Raw genomic sequence first — 22564 nt, forward strand, 5'->3', positions numbered from 1 at the left:
GTGAAGGTGTTGACCCAATTGTTTTCCTGCTCTGATTAATTTACGACCGTACAACAAAATCGCATTTTCTTCTGAAGTATAGGGGCTTCCCCCTATATTTTTAAAGCAGGACACACTCTATACTTAAAGAAAATAAGGTAGAAAGAAGGTGTGACGATGGAGTTGTCATTCATCGTTGTCATATTTTTAATTGGTTTTGTCGGATCATTCGTATCAGGAATGGTAGGCGTTGGGGGATCCATTATTAAATACCCTATGCTTTTATATATTCCACCATTATTTGGGTTAGCAGCTTTCAGTGCACATGAAGTATCCGGTATTAGTGCCATTCAAGTGTTTTTTGCATCGATTGCAGGTGTATGGGCATATCGCAAAAGCGGCTATTTAAACAAATCGCTTATTCTTAATATGGGTACAGCAATTTTAATAGGTAGCTTCATTGGTAGTTTTGGATCCAGCATGTTACCAGAAGCAGCAGTAAATATTGTATATGGTGTTTTAGCCTTAATTGCTGCTGTCATGATGTTTATTCCGAAAAAGCAAATTGACGATAAGCAGTTAGATCAGATTACATTTAGTAAACCATTAGCAGCGGGTTTAGCGTTTGTCGTTGGGATTGGTTCAGGAATTGTTGGAGCAGCAGGTGGATTTTTATTAGTACCAATCTTACTTGTTGTCTTGAAAATCCCAACACGTATGACGATTGCCACAAGCTTAGCGATAACATTTATTTCATCAATTGGTGGAACAGTTGGGAAAATTATGACAGGTCAAATCGACTATGGACCAGCAGCAATCATGATTGTGGCAAGTTTACTTGCAGCTCCACTTGGCGCAAAAATAGGCGGCAAGCTCAATACAAAAGCACTACAAGCGATTTTAGCAGTTTTAATTTTAGGAACAGCCATTAAAACATGGTTAGATATTTTATAAGCAGTCTCACATTACAACGATATTTAGTAGTGATGATGACAGGCTTTAATAAATAAGCATCCAGATGCTCATTAAATGAGTATCTGGGCTTTTTTATTTAGGAAATATGGCAGTAGAAAAAGCGTTTTTTAAGTAAGAGTGAACTGTTCTATGCTATCACAGTCGCTGATGTTTTCCATGTGAAAATTTCGACGAAACATGTCCCCCTTTTTACAAATAGCTGTATATATTGTGTAGAAAGGAGGTGTTACCGATGGCAAAAACCAATTTTTTAGATGCATCACTTCGCTTAAAGTATTTGGTGGGACATACGGAAACAAACAAGCCAAAATTTGCAATTAAAACCTACCGTAATTTAAACGACACGCATACACCCACAGCGTTAGTAACGGTAGCGAAAGCGATTGCGAGTCTCTCATCAAAGCCACTAGACAGTATTAGCAAGCAAGAAATAACAGAATTGTCGTCATTACAATAAAAAGGAGGTAGGACTGATGGCAAAAGTTTTAGAGTTACAATTTGATACAGCATTAGGAAAAACGGCTACGATTGCCATTGATGCACCGAAGCCAAATGTCACATCTGCTGAAATTCAACAAGTGATGCAAACGATCATAATGAGCAATGTATTTGGTGGACAAGCTGGTGCTTTGATTGGCATAAAAGGTGCACGCATGATTGATCGTCAAGTTTCAGAGTTTGCCATGAACTAATGGATGAAATGGTCTTTGCGGTCGTTGCAAAGACCATCTTTAAGACGAGTACAGCATGTCAAAAGGAGGGGGCCGTATGGAACAATGGCTGACAATGTTATCTGATATTGGTTTTCCTATCCTCATGTCGTTTTACTTATTACATCGAGTAGAAGTTAAGCTAGATGCGATTCATGATGTCATTGTTTCACTTAAGTGAAGTTGACTTCACAAAGATGTACGAAAGCTGTCACGACAGGTAGTTGTCAACGCTTACATCATTCGATAAGATGAGGGTAGTGTAAGTAGGGAGTGTGTAAAGATGAAAAATAAAGTAATAGGGTTTGTATGTCTATTGGCTTTAGTGACTGTACTTAGTGCATGCGGGAACGCAAAGTTTAAAGCAGATTATAGTTTGGAGATGCAAGATTTTGAACATATTAATCAACGAGGAGAAACTGTTTCGCTTGACAGTTTAAAAGGGAAACCTTGGTTGGGTATGTATATATTTACGAATTGTAATTCAGTTTGTCCACCAATGACGTTTAACATGACACAAGTACAAGAGAAGCTGAAGAAAAAAGGGATAGAGGATTATAATATTGTCGCTTTTTCAGTAGACCCTGAGGTGGATACACCGGAAGTACTAGCTGATTATTTAGCGAGATACACTGTACCTGATGAATCTAAATGGAATCTCCTTACAGGATATTCACAGTCATATATTGAGCAATATGCAGTGAAATCAACAAAATTACTTGTCAAAGACGATCCGAATTCAGATCAAGTAATCCATGGTATTCAATTTTTCTTAGTGGATAAAGACGGTATTCTTGTAAAGCAATATGACGGTTATGCAAAAGATACAAACGATGTTCCAATTGATACAATTGTTTCGGATTTAGAAACGTATATAGATGAAAACTTATAACATGATAAGCTAGTGCTACATTGACATAGCACTAGCTTTTTTGTAGCATGATGACAATACTTCGCGGGTATTTAAGGTTAAATCGCGGGTATTTCATGATTTTTCGCGGGTATTCAGTGGTAAATCGCGGGTAATACCATGCTTTCCGCGGGTATTAATTTGTATCCATAGAGAAATGGTTTGAGAATTGAGAATTGTTTTGGTGACTGGCACAAGGGGGAGGTAGTTAGAAATGAGCATAGGTGAAACCTATTTAAAAGCTGTACGAGAAAGATTTAAAACGATTAAAGCGGACGGTGATAAAGCCATTGCACAATTAGATATTGAGCAATTGCACTGGGCTTTCAACGAAGAGTCCAATAGTATTGCAGTCATTGTCAAACATGTAAGTGGCAACATGATTTCAAGATGGACAGACTTTTTAACGACAGATGGGGAAAAAACAACAAGAAATCGTGATGAAGAATTTATTGATAGTATTGATACTAAAGAAGAGCTACTAACTATTTGGGAAAAGGGTTGGCAAGTGTTTTTGGATTCACTATTGAGCTTAAACGAAGTGGATTTAATGACACCTGTCTTCATAAGAGGGCAACAACATACAGTGATTGATGCGATAGAAAGACAGATGGCACATTATGCTGCACATATTGGACAAATTGTCTATGTCGGGAAGCAAATAAAAGGAGCCGAATGGAAAACATTGAGTATTCCAAGAGGACAATCGCAGATATTTACAGAAGCGATGAAAAAAAGGAGCTAATTTTCAAAATTGTTTGGGTGTCAGGCACCGAAATAAAAAAAGCGCCATTCCTTCAAGTAATCCTTGAGGGAATGGCGTTTTTTTATGATTGTTGATCTTCCCAACAGTCTGTATTTTTTAAACCTGGGATGGATTTTGCGTAAAATACAGGATTTTTTCCTGCTTTTCGTTGTAGTGTGAAATCATCTAATACACGGAAAGCTATTTTACCAAGTATCATAATTACCGTAATATTGATGAGCGCCATAAGTCCCATAAATAAATCCGCTAAGTTCCAAACAAGTTGAACTTGCGCTACTGAGCCGAACATTACCATGGCAAGCACGAGTAGACGATAAACAGTCATCCAGCTTTTATGAGCATTGATAAACTCAATATTGGATTCACCGTAATAATAGTTACCAATAACAGAACTGAATGCGAAGAAAATAATACTAATGGCGATAAAATAAGGAGCCCAGTCGCCAACATGCACTGCTAGAGAATTTTGTGTAAGAACGATTCCGTTACTTTCACCAGTTTTATATAAGCCAGCTAAAATAATGATAAATGCAGTGGCAGAACAAATCATAATTGTATCAAAAAATACGCCTAAACTTTGCACAAGCCCTTGTTTAGCAGGATGTGATGTATTGGCAGTTGCCGCTGCATTCGGCACACTCCCCATCCCAGCTTCATTGGAAAATAAGCCTCGACGAACACCTTGCATAATAGCTACGCCAATGGCTCCGCCCGCAGCTTCTTGAAGGCCAAACGCTTGAGAGAAAATAAGTTTAAACACAGTTGGGATTTCCCCTAAATTTGTTACAACGACATAAAGTGCAACGAGTAAATAAAATACGGCCATTACAGGTACAATGACTTGAGTGAATTTAACAATTCTATGTACACCACCGAAAATAATCATAGCCGTTAACAATACTAATACAATGCCGATAATAAATGGTCTAATATTAAATGCTTCACCTACTGAAGTCGCAATCGTATTGGACTGTACTGCGTTAAAAATAAAGCCAAAGCTTAATGTTAAAAGGATACTAAAAACAATCCCTAACTTTCTATGACCTAATGCCTTTTCTATATAATAGGCAGGGCCACCACGAAAAGTATCGCCGTCTTTTACTTTATACACTTGAGCAAGTGTACTTTCAATAAAAGCGGTTGCCATACCAAGAATGGCAATAATCCACATCCAAAATACGGCACCAGGTCCACCAACACCTATAGCAAGTGCAACACCTGTGATATTACCTGTACCTACACGAGACGCTGCGCTAATCGTGAAAGCTTGGAACGGAGAAACCCCCGACTCACCATCTCTTTTTTCTGTTATTAAACGAAACATTTCTGGGAAAAGACGTATTTGTACAAATTTTGAGCCAAATGAAAAATATAATCCAGCAGCTAATAATAATATGATTAAAAGATACGTCCATAGAATATTATTTGTATTATCTACTATATTTGATATCCACTCCATTTATATTCCTCCTTTTTTTAATAAGTTTTAGTCTACACTCTTTTTTTATAAAATATCAAATTTTTAAATATTCTTAATAATAAAAAGATATTTTTCTCGAAATGATTTGCTGTGTGGTGGTAATATATAGAAAAGGTAACATGGATACGGTTCACCATGATGGGAACACAATACTTTTCCATATTAGTATTCAACTTGCTTTTTCTTTTATACCTTTAATTTGAATACATGATAATGTATCGTGGACAGTTTATTAAAAAATGACAATCAATGGAATAGGAGTGGAAGATGTGAAAACGATTGGCTTAATTGGTGGTATGAGCTGGGAATCTTCAGCTATGTATTATCGCCTTCTAAATGAGCAAGTAAAGCAACAATTGGGTGGTTTACATTCGGCAAAATGCATTTTATATAGTGTTGATTTTCAAGAAATAGAATACTATCAAGCAAATGAACAATGGCAAAATGCAGGAGAAATACTAGGAGAGGCTGCCTGGTCTTTAGAAAAAGCAGGTGCCGATTTCATTGTGATCTGTACGAATACAATGCATAAGGTCATAGAATTTATGGAAGCGCGTTTGACTATTCCAATTTTACATATTGCCGATGCAACAGCCGTTCAAATTCAACAGGCTGGTCTGCAAACGATTGCGTTGCTTGGCACAAAATATACGATGGAGCAAGATTTTTATAAACATAGAATTGAACAGTTTGGCATAAACGTAATGGTGCCAAAAGATGAAGAACGAACAATGGTCAATCAAATTATTTATGAGGAATTATGTTTAGGGAAGATTGAACCGACTTCAAAAGAAACCTATTTACAAATTATTGAGCGCCTTGTGAAATCAGGTGCGCAAGGAATTATTTTAGGTTGTACGGAGATTGGTTTACTAATACAACAAGAGGATGTCCAAGTCCCTGTTTTTGACACGACCATTATTCATGCGCTTGCTGCTGTAGATAATGCATTAAAAGAGTAAAAAGCATTGAGAAGGGGTGAAAAAATGACACAAAAAGTGCGGGAGTTGGGTATTGTAATTGGCACATTACCAGTCGGTAAAAAAAATTGCATTACGGATGTACAAGGTGTTCAAGTTGGGCATGTCACACTTGATGAAAAGTTAGATGATCTGGGGGCATATGCATGTACTGGGGTGACGGCGATTTTACCGCATGGTGGCAATTTGTTTCAACAAAAAGTTACGGGTGCCAGTTATGTGCTAAATGGTTTCGGCAAAACGACAGGTCTCGTGCAAGTCAATGAGCTAGGTGTTATTGAATCTCCCATTATGCTGACAAATACGTTTGGGGTGCCAGCTGTCACCCAAGGAACATTGCAATATATGTTACATACTAATCAGGATATTGGACTTTCTACAGGGACAATTAATCTAGTTGTTGGGGAATGTAATGACAGTTATTTAAATTCGATTCGAGCTTGTCCCGTCACACCAGAGCATGCACTGCAAGCAATTCGTAATGCATCCGAAAATACCGCTGAAGAAGGTGCAGTGGGGGCGGGGAAAGGCATGGTTTGTTTCGGTTATAAGGGCGGAATAGGTTCTGCATCGCGGATAGTGACTCTAGAACAAGATAAAATAAGCTATATGGTGGGCTGTCTAGTACTAAGTAATTTTGGTCATAGCACAGAGTTTGTAGCTGAACGTTACAATATGCCAAATCCTAATAGCAATGCTGCTGCGTTCTCACCAACAGATGGTTCTATTATTATTGTGTTGGCAACGGATGCACCGCTTAGTAGTCGCCAATTAACACGTGTTATGAAACGTTGTGGTATAGGGCTCGGACGAACAGGTAGTCATTTTTCTCATGGAAGTGGTGATATTGTCATCGGTTTTACAACGGCACACCAAATTGCGCATCATTCGTCCCAACATTTGGAGACACGTTTACAGCTACGGGAAGATCATCCTATTATGAATCATTTATTTACCGCTGCTGCGGAAGCAACAGAAGAAGCTATTTTAAATTCCCTGTCACAAGCGCAAACAACAACAGGTCGAGACGGACACGTAGTAGAAGCCTATCCATTTAAAAAATGAAAGACAAGCTATTGAACATTCATGTTTCAATAGCTTTTTTGTTTACACATTGAACGCTTTCAAAAAAGACATTCCAAAATATATTCCGGTTTTTTTAAATCGCTAAATAAGTATAAAAAAATAAAGGTTTCGACTATAAGTCTTAGTTTTTAAGCGCTGCATAGCAAATTTTGTGTAATGATTAGAAAATAACCATTATTATGTAATTATTGTTTTTTTATCTAGTCAATTATGAAGTGGTGTGTTACTATTCAATGAAAATACTGAATTATCTAAAAATTTAACATTTATTACGATAAAAGGTGATGCGAATGCATGAAAAATTATTGCTGCCAATTGCACACGAGACATCGACAAATCCATCCAATCCTATTGTGCTTAACAGTTGTGAGCCATTGATAAACATTGACCACCTACACCCAAGAATCTTTACCCAGCCCATGTACTATAAACAACAAATTGCTAGTAGCTTACAATCCATTTACTTGCGCCAAGCAGTATATGAGCGATTACAACAAGCTTTATTACTATTACCTGAAAACTATAGTTTAATTGTCTATGACGGGTATCGACCGCTACAAGTGCAACGATTTTTATTTACACATTTTGCTGCGCAGCTCAAAGCGCAACATCCAAATTTCACAAAAGAAGAAATTCATAACAAGACATTAAAATTTGTCGCTTTTCCAAGGGAGGGACAAGAGCATCTACTACCACATTTAACGGGAGGAGCCATTGATGTAACACTCGGAAATAGTAAAGGGAAAGCGTTAAATCTTGGGACAGCATTTGATGAGCTTAGTGAAAAATCAGCGACCCGCTATTTTGAACAGCATCCTAATGAAAATAAGGAAGCCTGTGTTCATCGCCGTCTTTTGTATCACTGTATGACGGCGGTTGGCTTTACGAATTATGCTGAGGAATGGTGGCATTATGATTTTCACAATATTGCATGGGCAAGAAGGGTAAATGCCAAAGAAGCTTTTTACGGTGCAATAGAGGCACAGATTGATGACTATTTGATAAAGGAGTATCGATATTTATGAAAGTCTATATTAGTGCAGATATTGAAGGTATTACAGGTACAACCTCTTGGAGTGAAACGGAACTGAATGCGCCTGACTATCATTTTTTTCAAAAGCAGATGACAAAAGAAGTGGAAGCGGCAATTGAAGGTGCCATTTTAGGAGGCGCCACGGAAATTTTACTAAAGGATGCGCATGATTCAGCTCGTAATCTTGATATTTCGAATTTGCCAGTTAATTGTAAGGTCATTCGCGGATGGACATATGATCCGATGTGTATGGTAGCCGGACTTGATAGTAGTTTTGATCGTGCTATTTTTATTGGCTATCACAGTAAAGGAGGCAGTGAACGTAATCCATTAGCACACACGCTATGTGTTACTGCTGATATTAAAATCAATGGCGAATACGCAAGTGAATTTCTTATCAATACGTATGCCGCTGCTTTACATGGCGTGCCCGTTTCATTTGTTAGTGGAGATGTTGGACTAACAGAAGAAATTGCAACCTTCAATCCCAACATTGTAACATTTGCTACAAAGGAAGGGGTAGGCAATGCCACAATAAGTGTCAGTCCTCGATTGGCAATTGCCGAAACAAAACGACTTGTGGGAGCCTCTATGAAGGTCTCCCGAAACAACTTACAAGTGACATTACCTAAGCAATTTGTAGTGGAAATAATTTACCGTGACCATACACGGGCTTACCGCAATTCCTTTTATCCAAATGCAACGTTTAAGCCCCACAACACAGTTGAATTTGTCACGGATGATTATTTTGAAGTACTTCGGATTTTACAGTTCTTAACATAAGAATAGACTGTAGGTGAATGTATGAAGATTAAAGATATTGTGGTAGCAACGGTGAAAGCTCCGCTTATTGTGCCATTTAAAACGGCATTAAGGACCGTTCAAAGCATTGAAAATATTGCCGTTTATGTGCATAGTGAGCATGGGCAAATTGGCATAGGTGAGGCTGCGCCAACTGCTGTTATTACAGGAGAAACTTTAGGGTCGATTAGAGATGCTATTGAACATTATATTAAGCCAGCCATAGTAGGTATGGATATACAAGAAATAGCCCTTGTGATGGAGCGAATGGACAACAGTATTTATCAAAATACGAGTGCGAAAGCGGCGGTAGATATGGCGCTTTATGATTTATTAGCACAGCTTCACAAGACCCCATTGTATAAATTATTAGGGGGCTATCGTAAGGCATTGACAACGGATATTACAATTAGCGTGAATAGTGTAGCGCATATGATAAAAGATAGCCTATCTGCGGTGGAACGAGGCTTTCAAATATTGAAGGTCAAGGTTAGCAAGGATCCAGCGACAGATATCCAACGTGTGATGGCTATACGGGATGCAGTAGGCAAAGCCGTTACATTACGTGTAGATGCCAATCAAGGGTGGACGCCAAAAGAAGCGGTTCGGATTATTCGTGCACTTGAAGATGCGGATAGCAATATCGAATTAGTGGAACAGCCTGTGCACTATGCTGATTTAACCGGCATGCAATATGTAACAGCCAATACGTTGACCAATATTCTAGCTGATGAAAGTGTCTTTTCAGCAAAAGATGCCCTCACTATTATCGAACGACGTGCTGCTGATTTCATCAATATTAAGTTAATGAAAACAGGTGGCATTTTTCATGCGCAAAAGATTTGCCATATTGCAGAAGCGCATGGCATTGCTTGTATGATGGGCTGCATGCTTGAAACAAAAATTAGTGTCAGTGCGGCTGCACATTTTGCTGCATCACAAAAAAATATCACAATGATAGATTTAGACGGACCAAGTTTATGTTTGAAAGATCCTATTGCAGGTGGTCCTATTTTTAACAATGATCGAATCACAATGACGGATGCAAATGGTATAGGATTTTCAAGATAAAAATACGTAGGGGGATGCTTATGAGGAAAAGGAAATGGTTTCTTTTAGTATGTCTAGTCGTCTTATTTTGTGCAGCCTGTAGTAATGATTCTTCGGATGAAAAAAAATCCGAATATCGGGTCGTCTATTCAGGAGAAATTAAAACATTAAACTATTTAAAAACATCTGAAACAAATGAATTTGCTGTAGCTGCCAATTTAGTGGATGGCCTCATTGAATATGATAAGTATGGGATTGTGCAACCAGGCTTAGCGAAAGAATGGTCGTCAAATGAAGATGCGACTGTCTGGACATTTAAGCTTCGTGATGATGTGAAATGGGTTACCCACAATGGTAAGGAATATGCAGATTTAGTGGCACAAGACTTTGTCGATGGTTTGCAGTATGTGCTAGATGCCAAAAATGAATCTTCGACCGTCTGGAGTGCGATGGTTGTCAAAAATGGTGAGGCGTTTTATAACGGTGAGCTAACTGATTTTTCAAAAGTGGGCATCAAAGCTATCGACCAACATACGATTGAATATACGTTGGAGGCTCCAACACCTTATTTTCTGTCGATGTTGAATTATGTATGTTTCTTCCCTGTAAATGGAAAATTTTTAACGGAAAAGGGGGAACAATTTGGAACTACACGTGAAAATTTCTTGTATAACGGTGCCTATCTATTAGACAAATTCGAACCTCAAAATGAGCGTGTTCTTGTAAAAAATGACACATATTGGGATAAAGACAACGTGCTGATTGACCGCATTCGGTATAAATATAACAAAGAAGCAGCAACCGTTGCGCCCGAACTATTTTTACGAGGTGAAATCGACACAGCAACCATTCCCACTTCCATTATTGACGAATGGCTGAAAGATGATAAGAAAAAATTGCAAGTACGTCAAACGCAAAATAATTTTTATTCGTATTTTTATGCGCTCAACTTTGACCCACAATTTGCTGTGGAATATGAACCTGAAAACTGGAAGGTCGCAGTCAATAATAAAGATTTCAGAAAATCGCTTTTCCATGCGCTAGATCGTGTATCAGCGATGCTAACGGTGGAACCATTTAATCCTCAAGATTTACTAAGCAATACGATCACACCGAGAAACTTTGTCGATGTTGAAGGAGTTGACTATACACAACTTGACCCATTCGCGGCGATTACCAACAATGATTCTTTTAATAAAGACTTAGCTTTACAGTATAAGGACAAAGCGAAGGCGGCGTTAGAAGGGAAAGCGACATTCCCAGTAAAGGTATTAATGCCATACAACGCGGGGATGCCTGACTGGGCTAATCGTACACAAGTCATTGAACAACAAGTGGAAAAATTATTAGGTGCGGACTATGTGGATATTATCATTGAAGCAGGTCCTTCGACAGGTTTCTTATCAGAAGTTCGACGCCCTGGTAAATTTGCATTACTAGAAGCGAACTGGGGGCCAGATTATGCTGACCCGTCAACGTATACAGAACCATTTAGTGTAGATGGTACTTATAATAAGCCAGAGTTAGCTGAAGGTTACAAAGAAGCAAATGGTCAAACTGTGTACTTGAATTTATTAGAAAAGGCGAAAACGACAATCGATACAGCCGAGCGTTATAACCTATTTGCTCAAGCAGAAGCGTTCTTAATTGAAGAAGCCTTTGTTATTCCATATTCTGTAGGTGGTAGCGGCTATGTAGCTTCAAAATTAAATCCATTTGAAGCCCAGTACTCACCATTTGGTGTAACAGCAGAGAAGTTCAAAGGGCAGCAAGTGTTAGCAAAGCCAATGAGTAATGATGACTTTAAGAAAGCGTTGGCACAGTGGGAGCAAGAACGTGCGGATGCATTAGCAAATGCAGCCAAATAAAAGAATGGAATAATCATTGCCAAGTGCAACCCGTAGGCATATAGTGGTGATTTTTCAATACCGAGGAGATGACCGAAAATGCTGATTCGGCATCTCCTTCCTGCTTTTTGTAACCATTTTAATGGAGGGAGGATGCTTAAATGCTTAGGTATGTAGGAAAGCGTTTGTTACAATCCATTGTTACGCTATTTATTATTATCACAATTGTGTTCTCATTACTACGATTAATGCCGGAAGAAGGCTACTTAGGGGCAGCGGCAGAGAAAATGTCACCGTCTCAAAAAGAAGTGTATTTAACGAATTTAGGGTTACGTGATCCATTGCTGGTGCAATTGGGGAATTTTTATACGGATTTATTACAAGGCGATTTAGGCAAATCCGTTACATATCGTACGGATGTGCCAGTTGTGACAATTATTGCAGATAAAATAATGTATTCATTGTTATTTGGATTAGGGGCAGTTGGCTTATCGCTGCTCATCGGTGTACCGCTCGGAATTTTAATGGCACAAATGAAGGGACGCTGGCTGGATCGGTTAGGGACTGGCTACATTGTATTTGTCGTCGCAGTACCAGCGGCAGTGTATTACTTAGTTATTCAAATGTATATTACAGATATTTTCCGTTTGCCGATGTTGTTTGATGAATATAAGCCAATCACCTGGCTATTACCGCTTACTTCGATGGCATTAGCCCCGACTGCTTCCTATGCAATGTGGATGCGCCGATACATGGTAGATGAATTAAACAAAGATTACATTAAGCTTGCACGTGCGAAAGGCGTGAAGGAGCGTACCTTAATGTTTAGTCATGTATTGCACAATGCTTTTATTCCAATGGCACAATATTTGCCAGCAACGATTCTTTTTACGATTACAGGCTCCATTTATATTGAATCTTTGTATTCTATTCCAGGGATGGGTGGATTACTCGTGGATGCTATTCAACGACAGGATAATACAATTGTACAAGGTTTAGTGCTTGTTTTTTCATCGCTTGGCATTATTGGCTTAATTTTAGGTGATATTGCGATGGCGCTCGTGGACCCACGGATTAAATTAGGGAAAGGGGAGAGTGTGCGCTAATGAGCATGTATACAGAGGAAATCAATAATATGTCAGACAAGTCTCGTGCACAACTATTTGACTTTGTGGAAGCGACTGATGGTCAGGCAGAAGACACCGCCTACTCCAATTACTCCTATTGGCGCTCTACTTGGAAATCGTTTTTAAAAAATCGAGTGGCTGTTTTCTTATTAGTAATGGTTTGCATTATAGTTGCGTTCACCATGTTTCAGCCGTATTTGCCAGCACAAAAATCTCCGACCGAAATTTATCTCGATGCCCAAACGGGATTACAGGCACGTAATATTGCACCAAATGCTGAGTTTTGGTTTGGTACAAACTCGATTGGACAAGATTTATGGTCCCGTATTTGGGCTGGCACAAGGACATCGTTAATGATTGGCTGTGTGGTCGCATTGGTGGAAGCATTTGTCGGCATTACAATCGGAACACTTTGGGGCTTTTCTCGTAAGCTAGAAATGCCGATTACACAGCTTTATAACGTTGTAGATAATATCCCAACAACGATTGTCCTTATTTTAATGTCTTATATTTTACGACCGAGCATTTCGACCATCATTATTGCCATGTGCATTACGGGTTGGGTAGAAATGGCGCGCTTTATTCGAAATCAAATCGTAATTTTACGAGATCGGGAATACAATTTAGCATCAAAATGTTTGGGGACATCAGACTATCGAATTATAATAAAAAATTTATTACCTTACTTAATCTCTGTTATTATGCTACGCATGAGTTTAGCGATTCCGTTTGCGATTGGCGCAGAAGTGTTTTTAACATATATCGGTTTGGGGCTACCAATTAGTGAACCATCATTAGGGAATTTAATTAATGAAGGGCGTGTCCTCATGATGTCACCTGATTTAAGGTATCAGTTAATTTTCCCTAGTATTGTACTAAGTATTATTACGATAGCATTTTATATTATTGGGAATGCATTTGCTGATGCAGCAGATCCAAAAAACCATGTATAGAAGGGAGATGATTTCGTGAAGCAAATAAAATCCCGTATTTTAACGATTGAAAACTTAGTCATTACATTTACACTACGAGGGCAAGTACTAACAGCTATTAGGGGAATCTCTCTTGATTTATATAAAGGGGAGAGTCTAGCCATTGTTGGTGAATCAGGTTCAGGAAAATCTGTGCTAATGAAATCAATTATGGGCTTGCTCGATAAAAATGGTTCGATTGCCCAAGGTCAAATTATATACAATGATATGGATTTAGCGCAGTTTAACACAGAACAACAATGGTTAACTATTCGAGGAAAAGGAATCGCGATCGTTACACAGGATCCGATGACTTCATTGAATCCATTGAAAACGATTGGCAAACAAATTGAGGAATGTGTGGTGTTACACCAAGGGCACAAGGGCAAGGCAGCCTATGCTGAAACATTAAAATTATTAACAGACGTCGGGATTGATGATGTAGAGAAACGCTATAAGCAATACCCTCATGAATTTTCAGGAGGCATGCGGCAACGCATAGTGATTGCCATTGCGCTCGCATGTAACCCGCAAATTTTAATTTGTGATGAGCCAACAACCGCATTGGATGTAACCATTCAAGCACAAATTTTGCAGCTGCTAAAACGTCTTCAGCAAAAATATAGCTTAACAATCGTTTATATTACACATGATTTAGGCGTTGTAGCAAAAGTGGCGGACCGTATCGCGGTCATGTATGCAGGGGACATACTCGAAGTTGGTCGTACACATGAAGTGTTTTTTAATGGAAAGCATCCATATACATGGGCGCTTCTTTCGTCACTACCACAGCTTGGGTCAAAAGGGCAACCGCTTTATTCGATTAAGGGGACGCCACCCAATCTTTTTAAAGAAATTAAAGGAGATGCATTTGCCCCACGCAATCCATTCGCTTTAAAGATTGATTACGAAGTACGTCCACCATTTTTTCAAGTAAGCGATACACATTTCGCGCGCACTTGGCTATTGGATCCCCGTGCGCCCAAAGTGGAGCCTCCAGCCGTGTTACAAGCTTTTTTTGAAGAAGGGAGGCAGTACGCCAATGAGCGATAAAGAAGTGTTAATAGAAGTAAAAAATTTAAACATTGTTTTTGGTAAAGGTAAACATAAATTTGTGGCAATAGATGATGTCAGCTTTCACATTTATAAAGGAGAAACATTCGGATTAGTAGGCGAGTCGGGCTCTGGGAAAACGACTATTGGCCGCGCTATAATGCGTATCAACGAAGTAACGAGTGGTCAAATATTGTATCATGGAAAGAACATTAACGGTAAAATCTCGAAGGATTGGGACAAACAAATTACCCAAAAAATCCAAATGATTTTTCAAGACCCGATGGCTTCGCTTAATGAACGGGCAAAGGTGGATTATATTATATCGGAAGGTCTTATTAATACGAAAAACTTTAAAGATGAAGCGGAGCGTCAGCAAAAAGTACAAAATGCACTTTTAAATGTTGGTCTATTACCTGAGTTCGCCAGTCGCTTTCCGCATGAATTTTCTGGCGGTCAGCGTCAACGGATTGGCATTGCACGTGCATTAGTAATGGAGCCAGAGTTTATAATTGCGGATGAACCAATTTCAGCCCTCGACGTATCGATACGAGCGCAAGTGCTCAATTTATTATCAACGATTCAACAACAAAACAACTTAACCTATTTATTTATTGCCCATGATTTATCAATTGTTCGATTTATTACAGACCGTACGGCAGTCATTTATAAAGGGAAAATTGTGGAGTTAGCAGAGACCGAAAAACTTTTTTCTAATCCAATCCACCCGTACACAAGAGCATTGTTATCAGCAGTGCCAGAGCCTAATCCGTATAAGGAGCGAGAAAAGGTCGTGGAAATTTACAACCCGTTACAGCATCAATATGAGCTAGCTCCCCCCTCATTTATAGAAATAGAGGAAGGGCATTATGTATTAGCCAACGAGGAGGAACTAGCAAATTACCGTACATTACGAAAAGTAGAGGTGAGCGAATGATTGTACCTAGAGCTTTGACAAAAGGGGATACGATTGGTTTACTTAGTGCGTCTGGCGCTACACCATCAGAAAAGCTAGCTCCCGCCATTGCTAGTATAGAGAAACTTGGTTTTAACGTCATTGTAGGAGAAACATGTCGTGCAAGACATGGATATTTAGCTGGTTCAGACGAACTGCGCGCATATGATGTCAATGAAATGTTCCGCAATCCACATGTGGATGGCATTTTTTGTATTCGTGGAGGGTACGGGGCAACGAAAATTTTACCAAAACTAGATTATGAGATGATACAAGCAAATCCTAAAGTATTTGCAGGCTATAGCGATGTGACTGCACTACATATCGCCTTTAATCAAAAATGTAATTTAGTGACGTATCATACACCAATGCCTTCAACAGAATTTATTCAACAAAATATGGATCATTATACATGGGATTCATTTTTGAATTGTGTGATGGCAACAGATACCAAGCCGTTTCTGTTCGAAAATCCTCCACAGCAACCAATGACCACACTCCTAACAGGGACTGCAACAGGTCAACTTATTGGGGGAAATTTAACATTGATTACAGCGTCACTTGGCACGCCATATGAAATTGATACAAAAGGGAAAATTTTATTTTTGGAAGATATAGATGAGAGTGAGCAACGTATAGATCGCATGCTGACACAGTTAAAATTAGCGGGGAAGCTTGATGATGCAGCAGGTTTATTATTAGGGGCATGGACAAATTGCGGGCCTGAAAACCCGAAGCATCCAGAACGGAGTTTATCCTTAAACACGATTTTTAAGGAGATTTTAACACCTTTGAAGAAACCTATTTTATCAAAACTTGCTTGTGGTCACTGTCTACCAACGATGTCTCTGCCTTTAGGTCGTATCATAACCGTAGACGCAGAAACGCAAAACATTACAGTGGTAGGGTAGGTGTATGATGCAGCAGACGATTCAACGTTTGATACAGGAAGCTCCCTATAAAGTGCATATGTTTGTAAAAGATTTTAAGACAAATGACTTTGTTATACATGAGCGTCTAGATGATGCTTTTTCCAGTGCCAGCTTAATTAAAGTCCCTATCCTGATTGCAGTTTTTGATTATATAGATGTATGCAATATACCTATCAATCAAGTAATAACCGTTACCCCTAGCGATTGGGTTGATTTTAGTGTGATTAGTGAACAGAGAGTAACATCCTGCACGATCTATGAGTTGTGCGTTTGGATGATTACGACAAGTGATAATACTGCGACAAATGTGTTAATTGATTTAATTGGTATGGATGTGCTAAATCAGTACTTTCATAAAATCGGACTCACTCAAACACAACTTCAACGAAAAATGATGGACTTTGAGCGACTTGCAAAAGGCATAGATAATATAACAACAGCGCGTGATATGGCACATTTATTTAGCCGAATTTATAGGCAAAATCTGCTATCTCCAGTGTTAAGTCAGCTTGCTATTGATATATTGTGTCGTCAGCGTTTTCATGAAAACTTGCGGCGCTATATCGTCGATGATGTGACAATCGCCCATAAAACGGGTGGTCTTGATAGCGTTGACCATGATGTTGGCATTGTTTATAGTCACGGACAAGAATATGCTATTGGTGTTTTTATCACAGAGGTCAAGCAAAATGATGTCGCCCGACAACTAATCGGTCGTCTTTCAAAGGTAGTCTATGACAATATGATAGTAGTGAAAGGAGAGGCAACATGAATGCGGTTGTCATTGCTATGGTGGCAAATCTTTATGCTGAACCAGATTGTCATGCTGAACTTATTGATGAAATACTATACGGTATGCCTGTTCAAATTAAAGAAGAATTAGAAAATGATTGGCTGTATGTTCGCACCGCCTATCGCTATGAAGGGTATTGTCAGCGAAAGCATGTCCTTTTCGATGATGCGATTACAAATGCATGGATTCAAAAGGCGCAACATGTTATCGGGCAGTGTTTCGCAGATATTTTACAAGAACCGAAAATACAAAGCACCAAAATCATCACATTGGTAAAAGGCTCTATTTTATACAATGTAGATTCCGACACGACATCAAACACGCCATGGGCTGCCGTTCAATTGGCGACGGGCGAAATAGGTTATTTGCGTTCACAATGGTTGCATCCTAAAATTGCTGAACATACTTTTGAAGAGCATGCGTTTCGAGAAAATGTTGTACAAACCGCACTAAGCTATTTAGCTACACCGTATCGTTGGGGAGGTAAGTCACCGCTAGGCATTGATTGTTCGGGCTTATGTTCGATGGCTTATATGCTCAATGGCGTGATAATCTTCCGAGATGCTAGAATTGTAGAAGGTTTTCCAATTAAGGAGATAACTATTGATCGCATGCAAAAAGGGGATTTATTGTTTTTCCCAGGGCATGTAGCATTGTATATAGGGCAGTCTCTTTATGTTCATGCTTCACTTGGTGGCAATGAGGTTAATGTCAATAGCCTAGATGAACAACACCCGTTATACCGCGAAGATTTAGCAACGACTATTACCGCAATCGGAAGCTTGTTTTAAATAGTGCTTGCTGGAAAATGGATGCAAAAAACGAGGTATTTGACGGTAGTTACATCGTCGAATACCTCGCCTTGAGTAAATTTACGCTAATATTGATAAATATTTAACTGTTGTCCAGCTTCAATATTATCTGAACGCAATTGATTCCATTGTTTAATGGATGTTACTTTCACATTATGTGTCTGTGCGATGTGCATCAGCGAGTCACCATCCGCGACTGTAATGGTTTTTTTATTTTTTACAGGGCTGTCGTATTGTTGTAAGTCGTACTTTGCAATTAGACTATTTAACTTTTCATTGTAAGTTGAATCCGTTGCGTAAGAGCCTGTTAAAAATTTGGTCGCATCTGCATAGGATGTTGTGTTGCTTTTAAAGACACCTGTATAAAAATTTTTGTTCCAAGATACACCATTGCGGAGTAATTGGACATAATCCTTCATGGATTCTTCGTAGGAAGGATATTTGCGGAATTCAGCCATCACTGTTGTCAGATTACCAGAGCCATCATCTTCAACTGTTTCAAGTGTCACGGAATCATTTTGAAATTTGCCTTTCATCCCAAATAAATTGTTATTAGGAGCTGAACTAAGACCACTTTGCCCATGCTTACTTTCTAAAATGGCTTGTGCAATCATGACAGATGCATATAAGTCATTTTCAGCACCTAGTTGTCGAGCTGTTTCTGCAATAGAGCCGATAAATTCTTCCACACTTGGACCTTCATCTACATATTTTTGAACGGCAGTGTCGGTTGGTCTCAAAAACTGAATCAAAAAATAAGTGGAAATACTGATAACAGACGCTATGACAATCATTCCGAGTAATAGTTTTTTGAATAATCTCATGTAGTTATAGATGTTGAATCTGTGCAACACCTTCCTCCTTTCTTTTCTCTTAAAAAATCGCTTCCTCTTTTCATATTGTAAAACAACTAGATAAAAAAAAGCATCGTTTTTCACTAGAATTCATAATTAATAGAACGAACTTTCATACGAAAAAGTTTCATCTAGCGCGTCTAGGATGGACATGTTGTAGGATTGTTAGTTTAACCGCTTGAATATGTGGAAAGATATACTGGTGGGTAGAATACTGACATTTAATCTATCAAATTTATAAGGAGCTTAGTCAATGATTGCATTTGAGAATGTTACAAAAAAGTACGCTAATAACCAAATTGCAGTGAATGCCATTAATTTTGAAATACAGAAAGGAGAGTTTTTTGTCATTATAGGGCCTAGTGGTTGTGGCAAGACGACATTACTAAAAATGATTAACCGATTAATTCAACTGACTGAAGGCACAATCCGAATTAACGGTAAAAGAATTAGTGATTATAATATTCATGAGCTACGCTGGAATATTGGCTATGTGCTCCAACAAATTGCACTTTTCCCTCATATGACAATAGCAGAAAACATCGCCATTGTTCCTGAAATGAAAAAATGGGAAACGACAAAAATTCAACAGCGAGTTCGTGAATTATTAGAAATGGTAGGGCTAGAACCAGCTCAATATAGTGAACGAAAACCAAATGAACTTTCGGGTGGGGAACAACAACGGGTTGGGGTTGTCCGCGCATTGGCAGCAGATCCCGAAATTATATTAATGGATGAGCCATTCAGTGCACTGGATCCAATCAGTCGAACAAAATTACAAAATGACCTGCTTGAGCTACAACGCGCTATAAATAAAACAATTGTTTTTGTTTCGCACGATATGCAAGAAGCGTTAAAACTAGGAGATCGCATCTGTGTGATGAAAGATGGAGAAATAGTACAAATCGGTACACCTAAGGAAATTATACAAAATCCCGCCAATGACTTTGTCCGAAAATTTATAGGGGTCAAGGAAGATGCATTTAATGTGTTTACCATTCAACAAGTGATTGAACCGTTTGTAGAGGCGAAACATCAAAGTTATGTGATACATAGTGTTGATGAGCAGGCTACTTTACAAGTCATTTTGCAACAATTGGCGCACCATGAGTGTCTGGCAGTGAAAAGCGATGAAGAAATTATTGGGGTTATTACAAGGCAATCAATGTTGCAGTTTTTAGCCAGTCATTCCGCGGCGGAACGGGGTGAGGCAAATGACTGATTTTTTAAATGTGTTGGATGAACGCAAAGGTCAACTCTTTGCATCGTTAATAGAGCATATGCAAATATCATTTATTGCTTTATTTTTTGCAGTAGCCATTGCCATTCCACTTGGCATTTACTTAACGCATCAAAAGAAAATAGCGGAAAGTATAATTGGCATTAGCGCAGCCTTACAAACGATCCCTTCATTAGCGTTGTTAGGTTTGTTAATTCCGTTACTTGGCATTGGGAAAACGCCTGCTATAATCGCCCTTGTGGTCTATGCGCTCCTGCCTATTTTACGTAATACATTTACAGGCATAAACGAAGTCGATCCGTCTTTAAAGGAAGCGGCCATGGCAATGGGTATGAATACGGTAAAAAGATTAGTGAAGGTGGAACTGCCACTCGCAATGCCCGTTATAATGGCAGGTATTCGCACAGCCATGGTTTTAATAGTTGGAACAGCTACACTAGCTGCATTGATAGGCGCTGGAGGATTAGGCGATATTATCTTGCTTGGTATTGATCGTAATAATACTTCGCTCATCCTATTAGGTGCAATTCCGGCAGCTATTTTAGCATTAGTGTTCGATTATCTATTGAAAAAGCTAGAATCACTGTCCTTTAAACGAACAGTTTCGGCATTACTTGCGATTAGTGTCGCGGCAATGATTGTGATTGCACTGCCTTTTCTAAACATTAATAACAAAGCGGATATCGTCATTGCAGGTAAACTTGGTTCAGAGCCGGAAATTCTAATTAATATGTATAAATTATTGATTGAAAATGATACAGATTTAGATGTCGAATTAAAACCAGGACTCGGTAAGACGTCCTTTGTTTTTAATGCCCTAAAATCAGGGAGCATTGATATATATCCAGAATTTACTGGTACGGCAATCGCAGAGTTTTTAAAAGAGCAAGCAGTAAGTAACGATCAAGTAGCAGTATATCGACAGGCAAAGGAAGGCATGCTGGAAAAATTTGATATGGTTATGCTTAGTCCAATGCAGTATAACAACACATATGCTTTGGCCGTTTCAAAACAACTGGCGGAAGCTTATCAATTACAGACGATTTCTGATATTAAGGCGGTGCAAGAGTCGATTAAAGCGGGATTTACGTTGGAGTTCAATGATCGTGAGGATGGCTATGTAGGCATTCAGAAGCGTTATGGGATTGATATTCCCTCTGTTACAACAATGGAACCAAAGCTAAGGTATCAAGCCATTCAATCAGGTAATATCAATTTATTGGATGCTTATTCAACTGACAGTGAGTTACATCAATATGAGTTGACTGTTTTAGTGGATGATCAACAGTTATTTCCACCGTATCAAGGCGCGCCAATGTTAAGAAAGGAAACACTTGAAAAGTATCCAGAGCTTGAAAAGGTGCTAGGGAAACTGGCCAATCAAATAACAGATGACCAAATGCGTGAAATGAATTATCAAGTTAACGTGGAGGGAAAAAATATTGAGGATGTAGCAAGGGCATTTTTGAAAAATGCTGGTTTATTATAAACGTTTGTATGAATCGCGGGTAAAATGGGTTAATTCGCGGGTAAAGCACAATGAAGCGCGGGTAAAGTGCGATACTTCGCTGGTAAAGTACGCTTTTCCGCGGGTAAAGCGTACTTTATGTAAAAAGTTGTTATTTTTTAGAGCGCCCCTTACAAAACATGTCGTCATAATTTAAAAACGGACATATTATAACGAGATAGGTCAAATAACGATTTTGCTATCGTTCGAGTAAGGAACTATTGCTAAAACGGAATAGGAAGGGGCTGGGAAACGTTGGGTATTGAAAAAGGAAGAAAGCACTTTGTCTGTGAAGCGCTATACGATATAAAAGCATTGCAAGATATCATAACAGATTTTCATTCAAAATATTATGGTCAGCTTCTTGTAAAAATAGTTGGTAGTGATACCATTCCCTTTTTTTTAATAACGCATAATGGAGCACATTTACGATTAATAGATACAGTTAAACAATTTGAAACAGAGTTTTTTCGTATAGAAGCGATTGATATAGATCGTTGTCGAGGCACTATTTCGCTGTTACGAGCCTATGATTATGAAGGCAATGAAACAAATGCAATTGCTGATGTTGTGAGATTAGAAAGAACATCGACCGAAAAATCAATTGAGTTAGGGAGTATATCAGCTATTCAGCTATTAAATCCAGACTTATTAAAAAAGAAATTTATCATTGAGCCTAAATGGTAAAATAGTTGATTTACCT

General features: G+C 38.7%; 24 protein-coding genes. 22 read left to right on the forward strand and 2 right to left on the reverse strand.

The genetic code is table 11. The annotated features are described in order from the left end of the window. Positions 1–156: 156 nt before the first annotated feature. The 6 genes from MHH88_RS09230 to MHH88_RS09255 all read left to right on the forward strand — a co-directional run bounded on the left by MHH88_RS09230 (position 157) and on the right by MHH88_RS09255 (position 3319). Positions 157–933 carry a sulfite exporter TauE/SafE family protein gene (locus MHH88_RS09230; RefSeq protein ID WP_103976871.1) on the forward strand — a complete coding sequence of 259 codons (777 nt, stop codon included), beginning with the start codon at positions 157–159 and terminating at the stop codon, positions 931–933. 253 nt (positions 934–1186) lie between these two features. Then, positions 1187–1411: a DUF1659 domain-containing protein gene (locus MHH88_RS09235; protein ID WP_069508345.1), complete on the forward strand. Its 225-nt coding sequence runs from the start codon at positions 1187–1189 to the stop codon at positions 1409–1411. A 16-nt stretch (positions 1412–1427) separates the two neighbouring features. Beyond that, positions 1428–1646, forward strand: a complete 219-nt coding sequence (locus MHH88_RS09240) for a DUF2922 domain-containing protein (RefSeq protein ID WP_069508347.1) — start codon at positions 1428–1430, stop codon at positions 1644–1646. Between the two features lie 76 nt (positions 1647–1722). Then, positions 1723–1845, forward strand: a complete 123-nt coding sequence (locus MHH88_RS09245; protein WP_080653352.1) for a YvrJ family protein — start codon at positions 1723–1725, stop codon at positions 1843–1845. 102 nt (positions 1846–1947) lie between these two features. After that, the gene (locus MHH88_RS09250; RefSeq protein WP_069508349.1) at positions 1948–2556 is read left to right on the forward strand and encodes an SCO family protein; all 609 of its coding nucleotides are present in this window, start codon (positions 1948–1950) and stop codon (positions 2554–2556) included. Between the two features lie 232 nt (positions 2557–2788). Next, positions 2789–3319, forward strand: a complete 531-nt coding sequence (locus MHH88_RS09255; protein ID WP_339262571.1) for a DUF1572 family protein — start codon at positions 2789–2791, stop codon at positions 3317–3319. A gap of 82 nt (positions 3320–3401) precedes the next feature. Here MHH88_RS09255 and MHH88_RS09260 read toward each other — a convergent pair whose 3' ends face one another. Beyond that, entirely contained in the window at positions 3402–4799 is a 1398-nt protein-coding gene (locus MHH88_RS09260; RefSeq protein ID WP_069508352.1) for an alanine/glycine:cation symporter family protein, read from the reverse strand. Positions 4800–5089: 290 nt separating this feature from the next. On the opposite strand from MHH88_RS09260, the gene MHH88_RS09265 reads away from it, so the two are divergent. From MHH88_RS09265 to MHH88_RS09325, 13 genes are all read left to right on the forward strand, one after another. Further along, a complete protein-coding gene (locus MHH88_RS09265; protein ID WP_339262572.1) occupies positions 5090–5782 on the forward strand; it encodes an aspartate/glutamate racemase family protein in 693 nt (230 codons plus the stop codon). Positions 5783–5806: 24 nt separating this feature from the next. Then, positions 5807–6865: a P1 family peptidase gene (locus MHH88_RS09270; protein ID WP_339262573.1), complete on the forward strand. Its 1059-nt coding sequence runs from the start codon at positions 5807–5809 to the stop codon at positions 6863–6865. 311 nt (positions 6866–7176) lie between these two features. Continuing rightward, positions 7177–7911 carry a M15 family metallopeptidase gene (locus tag MHH88_RS09275; RefSeq protein WP_339262575.1) on the forward strand — a complete coding sequence of 245 codons (735 nt, stop codon included), beginning with the start codon at positions 7177–7179 and terminating at the stop codon, positions 7909–7911. Beyond that, positions 7908–8702, forward strand: a complete 795-nt coding sequence (locus MHH88_RS09280) for a M55 family metallopeptidase (RefSeq protein ID WP_339262577.1) — start codon at positions 7908–7910, stop codon at positions 8700–8702. Before MHH88_RS09275 ends, MHH88_RS09280 begins: the two co-directional genes overlap by 4 nt. Before the next feature lie 21 nt (positions 8703–8723). After that, positions 8724–9791 carry a dipeptide epimerase gene (locus MHH88_RS09285; RefSeq protein WP_339262579.1) on the forward strand — a complete coding sequence of 356 codons (1068 nt, stop codon included), beginning with the start codon at positions 8724–8726 and terminating at the stop codon, positions 9789–9791. A 20-nt stretch (positions 9792–9811) separates the two neighbouring features. Beyond that, entirely contained in the window at positions 9812–11638 is a 1827-nt protein-coding gene (locus tag MHH88_RS09290) for a peptide ABC transporter substrate-binding protein (RefSeq protein WP_339262581.1), read from the forward strand. A gap of 140 nt (positions 11639–11778) precedes the next feature. Beyond that, the gene (locus MHH88_RS09295; RefSeq protein WP_339262582.1) at positions 11779–12723 is read left to right on the forward strand and encodes an ABC transporter permease; all 945 of its coding nucleotides are present in this window, start codon (positions 11779–11781) and stop codon (positions 12721–12723) included. Further along, positions 12723–13697 carry an ABC transporter permease gene (locus MHH88_RS09300; RefSeq protein ID WP_339262583.1) on the forward strand — a complete coding sequence of 325 codons (975 nt, stop codon included), beginning with the start codon at positions 12723–12725 and terminating at the stop codon, positions 13695–13697. The genes MHH88_RS09295 and MHH88_RS09300 overlap by 1 nt, the downstream gene beginning before the upstream one ends. 15 nt (positions 13698–13712) lie before the next feature. Beyond that, entirely contained in the window at positions 13713–14768 is a 1056-nt protein-coding gene (locus MHH88_RS09305) for an ABC transporter ATP-binding protein (RefSeq protein ID WP_339262585.1), read from the forward strand. Continuing rightward, complete coding sequence (locus MHH88_RS09310) at positions 14758–15705, forward strand: ATP-binding cassette domain-containing protein (protein ID WP_339262587.1); 948 nt, start codon at positions 14758–14760, stop codon at positions 15703–15705. The genes MHH88_RS09305 and MHH88_RS09310 overlap by 11 nt, the downstream gene beginning before the upstream one ends. After that, a complete protein-coding gene (locus tag MHH88_RS09315; RefSeq protein ID WP_339262589.1) occupies positions 15702–16634 on the forward strand; it encodes an LD-carboxypeptidase in 933 nt (310 codons plus the stop codon). Before MHH88_RS09310 ends, MHH88_RS09315 begins: the two co-directional genes overlap by 4 nt. Before the next feature lie 4 nt (positions 16635–16638). Beyond that, positions 16639–17427: a serine hydrolase gene (locus MHH88_RS09320; RefSeq protein ID WP_339262591.1), complete on the forward strand. Its 789-nt coding sequence runs from the start codon at positions 16639–16641 to the stop codon at positions 17425–17427. Further along, the gene (locus MHH88_RS09325) at positions 17424–18239 is read left to right on the forward strand and encodes an SH3 domain-containing C40 family peptidase (protein WP_339262592.1); all 816 of its coding nucleotides are present in this window, start codon (positions 17424–17426) and stop codon (positions 18237–18239) included. The genes MHH88_RS09320 and MHH88_RS09325 overlap by 4 nt, the downstream gene beginning before the upstream one ends. Positions 18240–18325: 86 nt before the next feature. Here the strand turns inward: MHH88_RS09325 and MHH88_RS09330 are convergent, their stop codons facing one another. After that, positions 18326–19084, reverse strand: coding sequence for a glucosaminidase domain-containing protein (locus MHH88_RS09330; RefSeq protein ID WP_069508372.1), 759 nt, complete (start codon positions 19082–19084; stop codon positions 18326–18328). Between the two features lie 283 nt (positions 19085–19367). Here MHH88_RS09330 and MHH88_RS09335 point away from each other — a divergent pair, with 283 nt between their 5' ends. From MHH88_RS09335 to MHH88_RS09345, 3 genes are all read left to right on the forward strand, one after another. After that, on the forward strand, positions 19368–20336 hold the full coding sequence (locus MHH88_RS09335; protein ID WP_103976849.1) for an ABC transporter ATP-binding protein: 969 nt from the start codon (positions 19368–19370) through the stop codon (positions 20334–20336). Beyond that, positions 20329–21843 carry an osmoprotectant update ABC transporter permease/substrate-binding subunit OpuFB gene (gene opuFB, locus MHH88_RS09340; RefSeq protein ID WP_339262593.1) on the forward strand — a complete coding sequence of 505 codons (1515 nt, stop codon included), beginning with the start codon at positions 20329–20331 and terminating at the stop codon, positions 21841–21843. Before MHH88_RS09335 ends, opuFB begins: the two co-directional genes overlap by 8 nt. A 273-nt stretch (positions 21844–22116) precedes the next feature. Beyond that, complete coding sequence (locus MHH88_RS09345; RefSeq protein WP_339262595.1) at positions 22117–22548, forward strand: hypothetical protein; 432 nt, start codon at positions 22117–22119, stop codon at positions 22546–22548. Positions 22549–22564 lie beyond the last annotated feature (16 nt).

It is taken from the genome of Lysinibacillus sp. FSL K6-3209 (genome assembly GCF_037976175.1).
GTDB classification, from domain to species: Bacteria; Bacillota; Bacilli; order Bacillales_A; family Planococcaceae; genus Lysinibacillus; species Lysinibacillus sphaericus_D.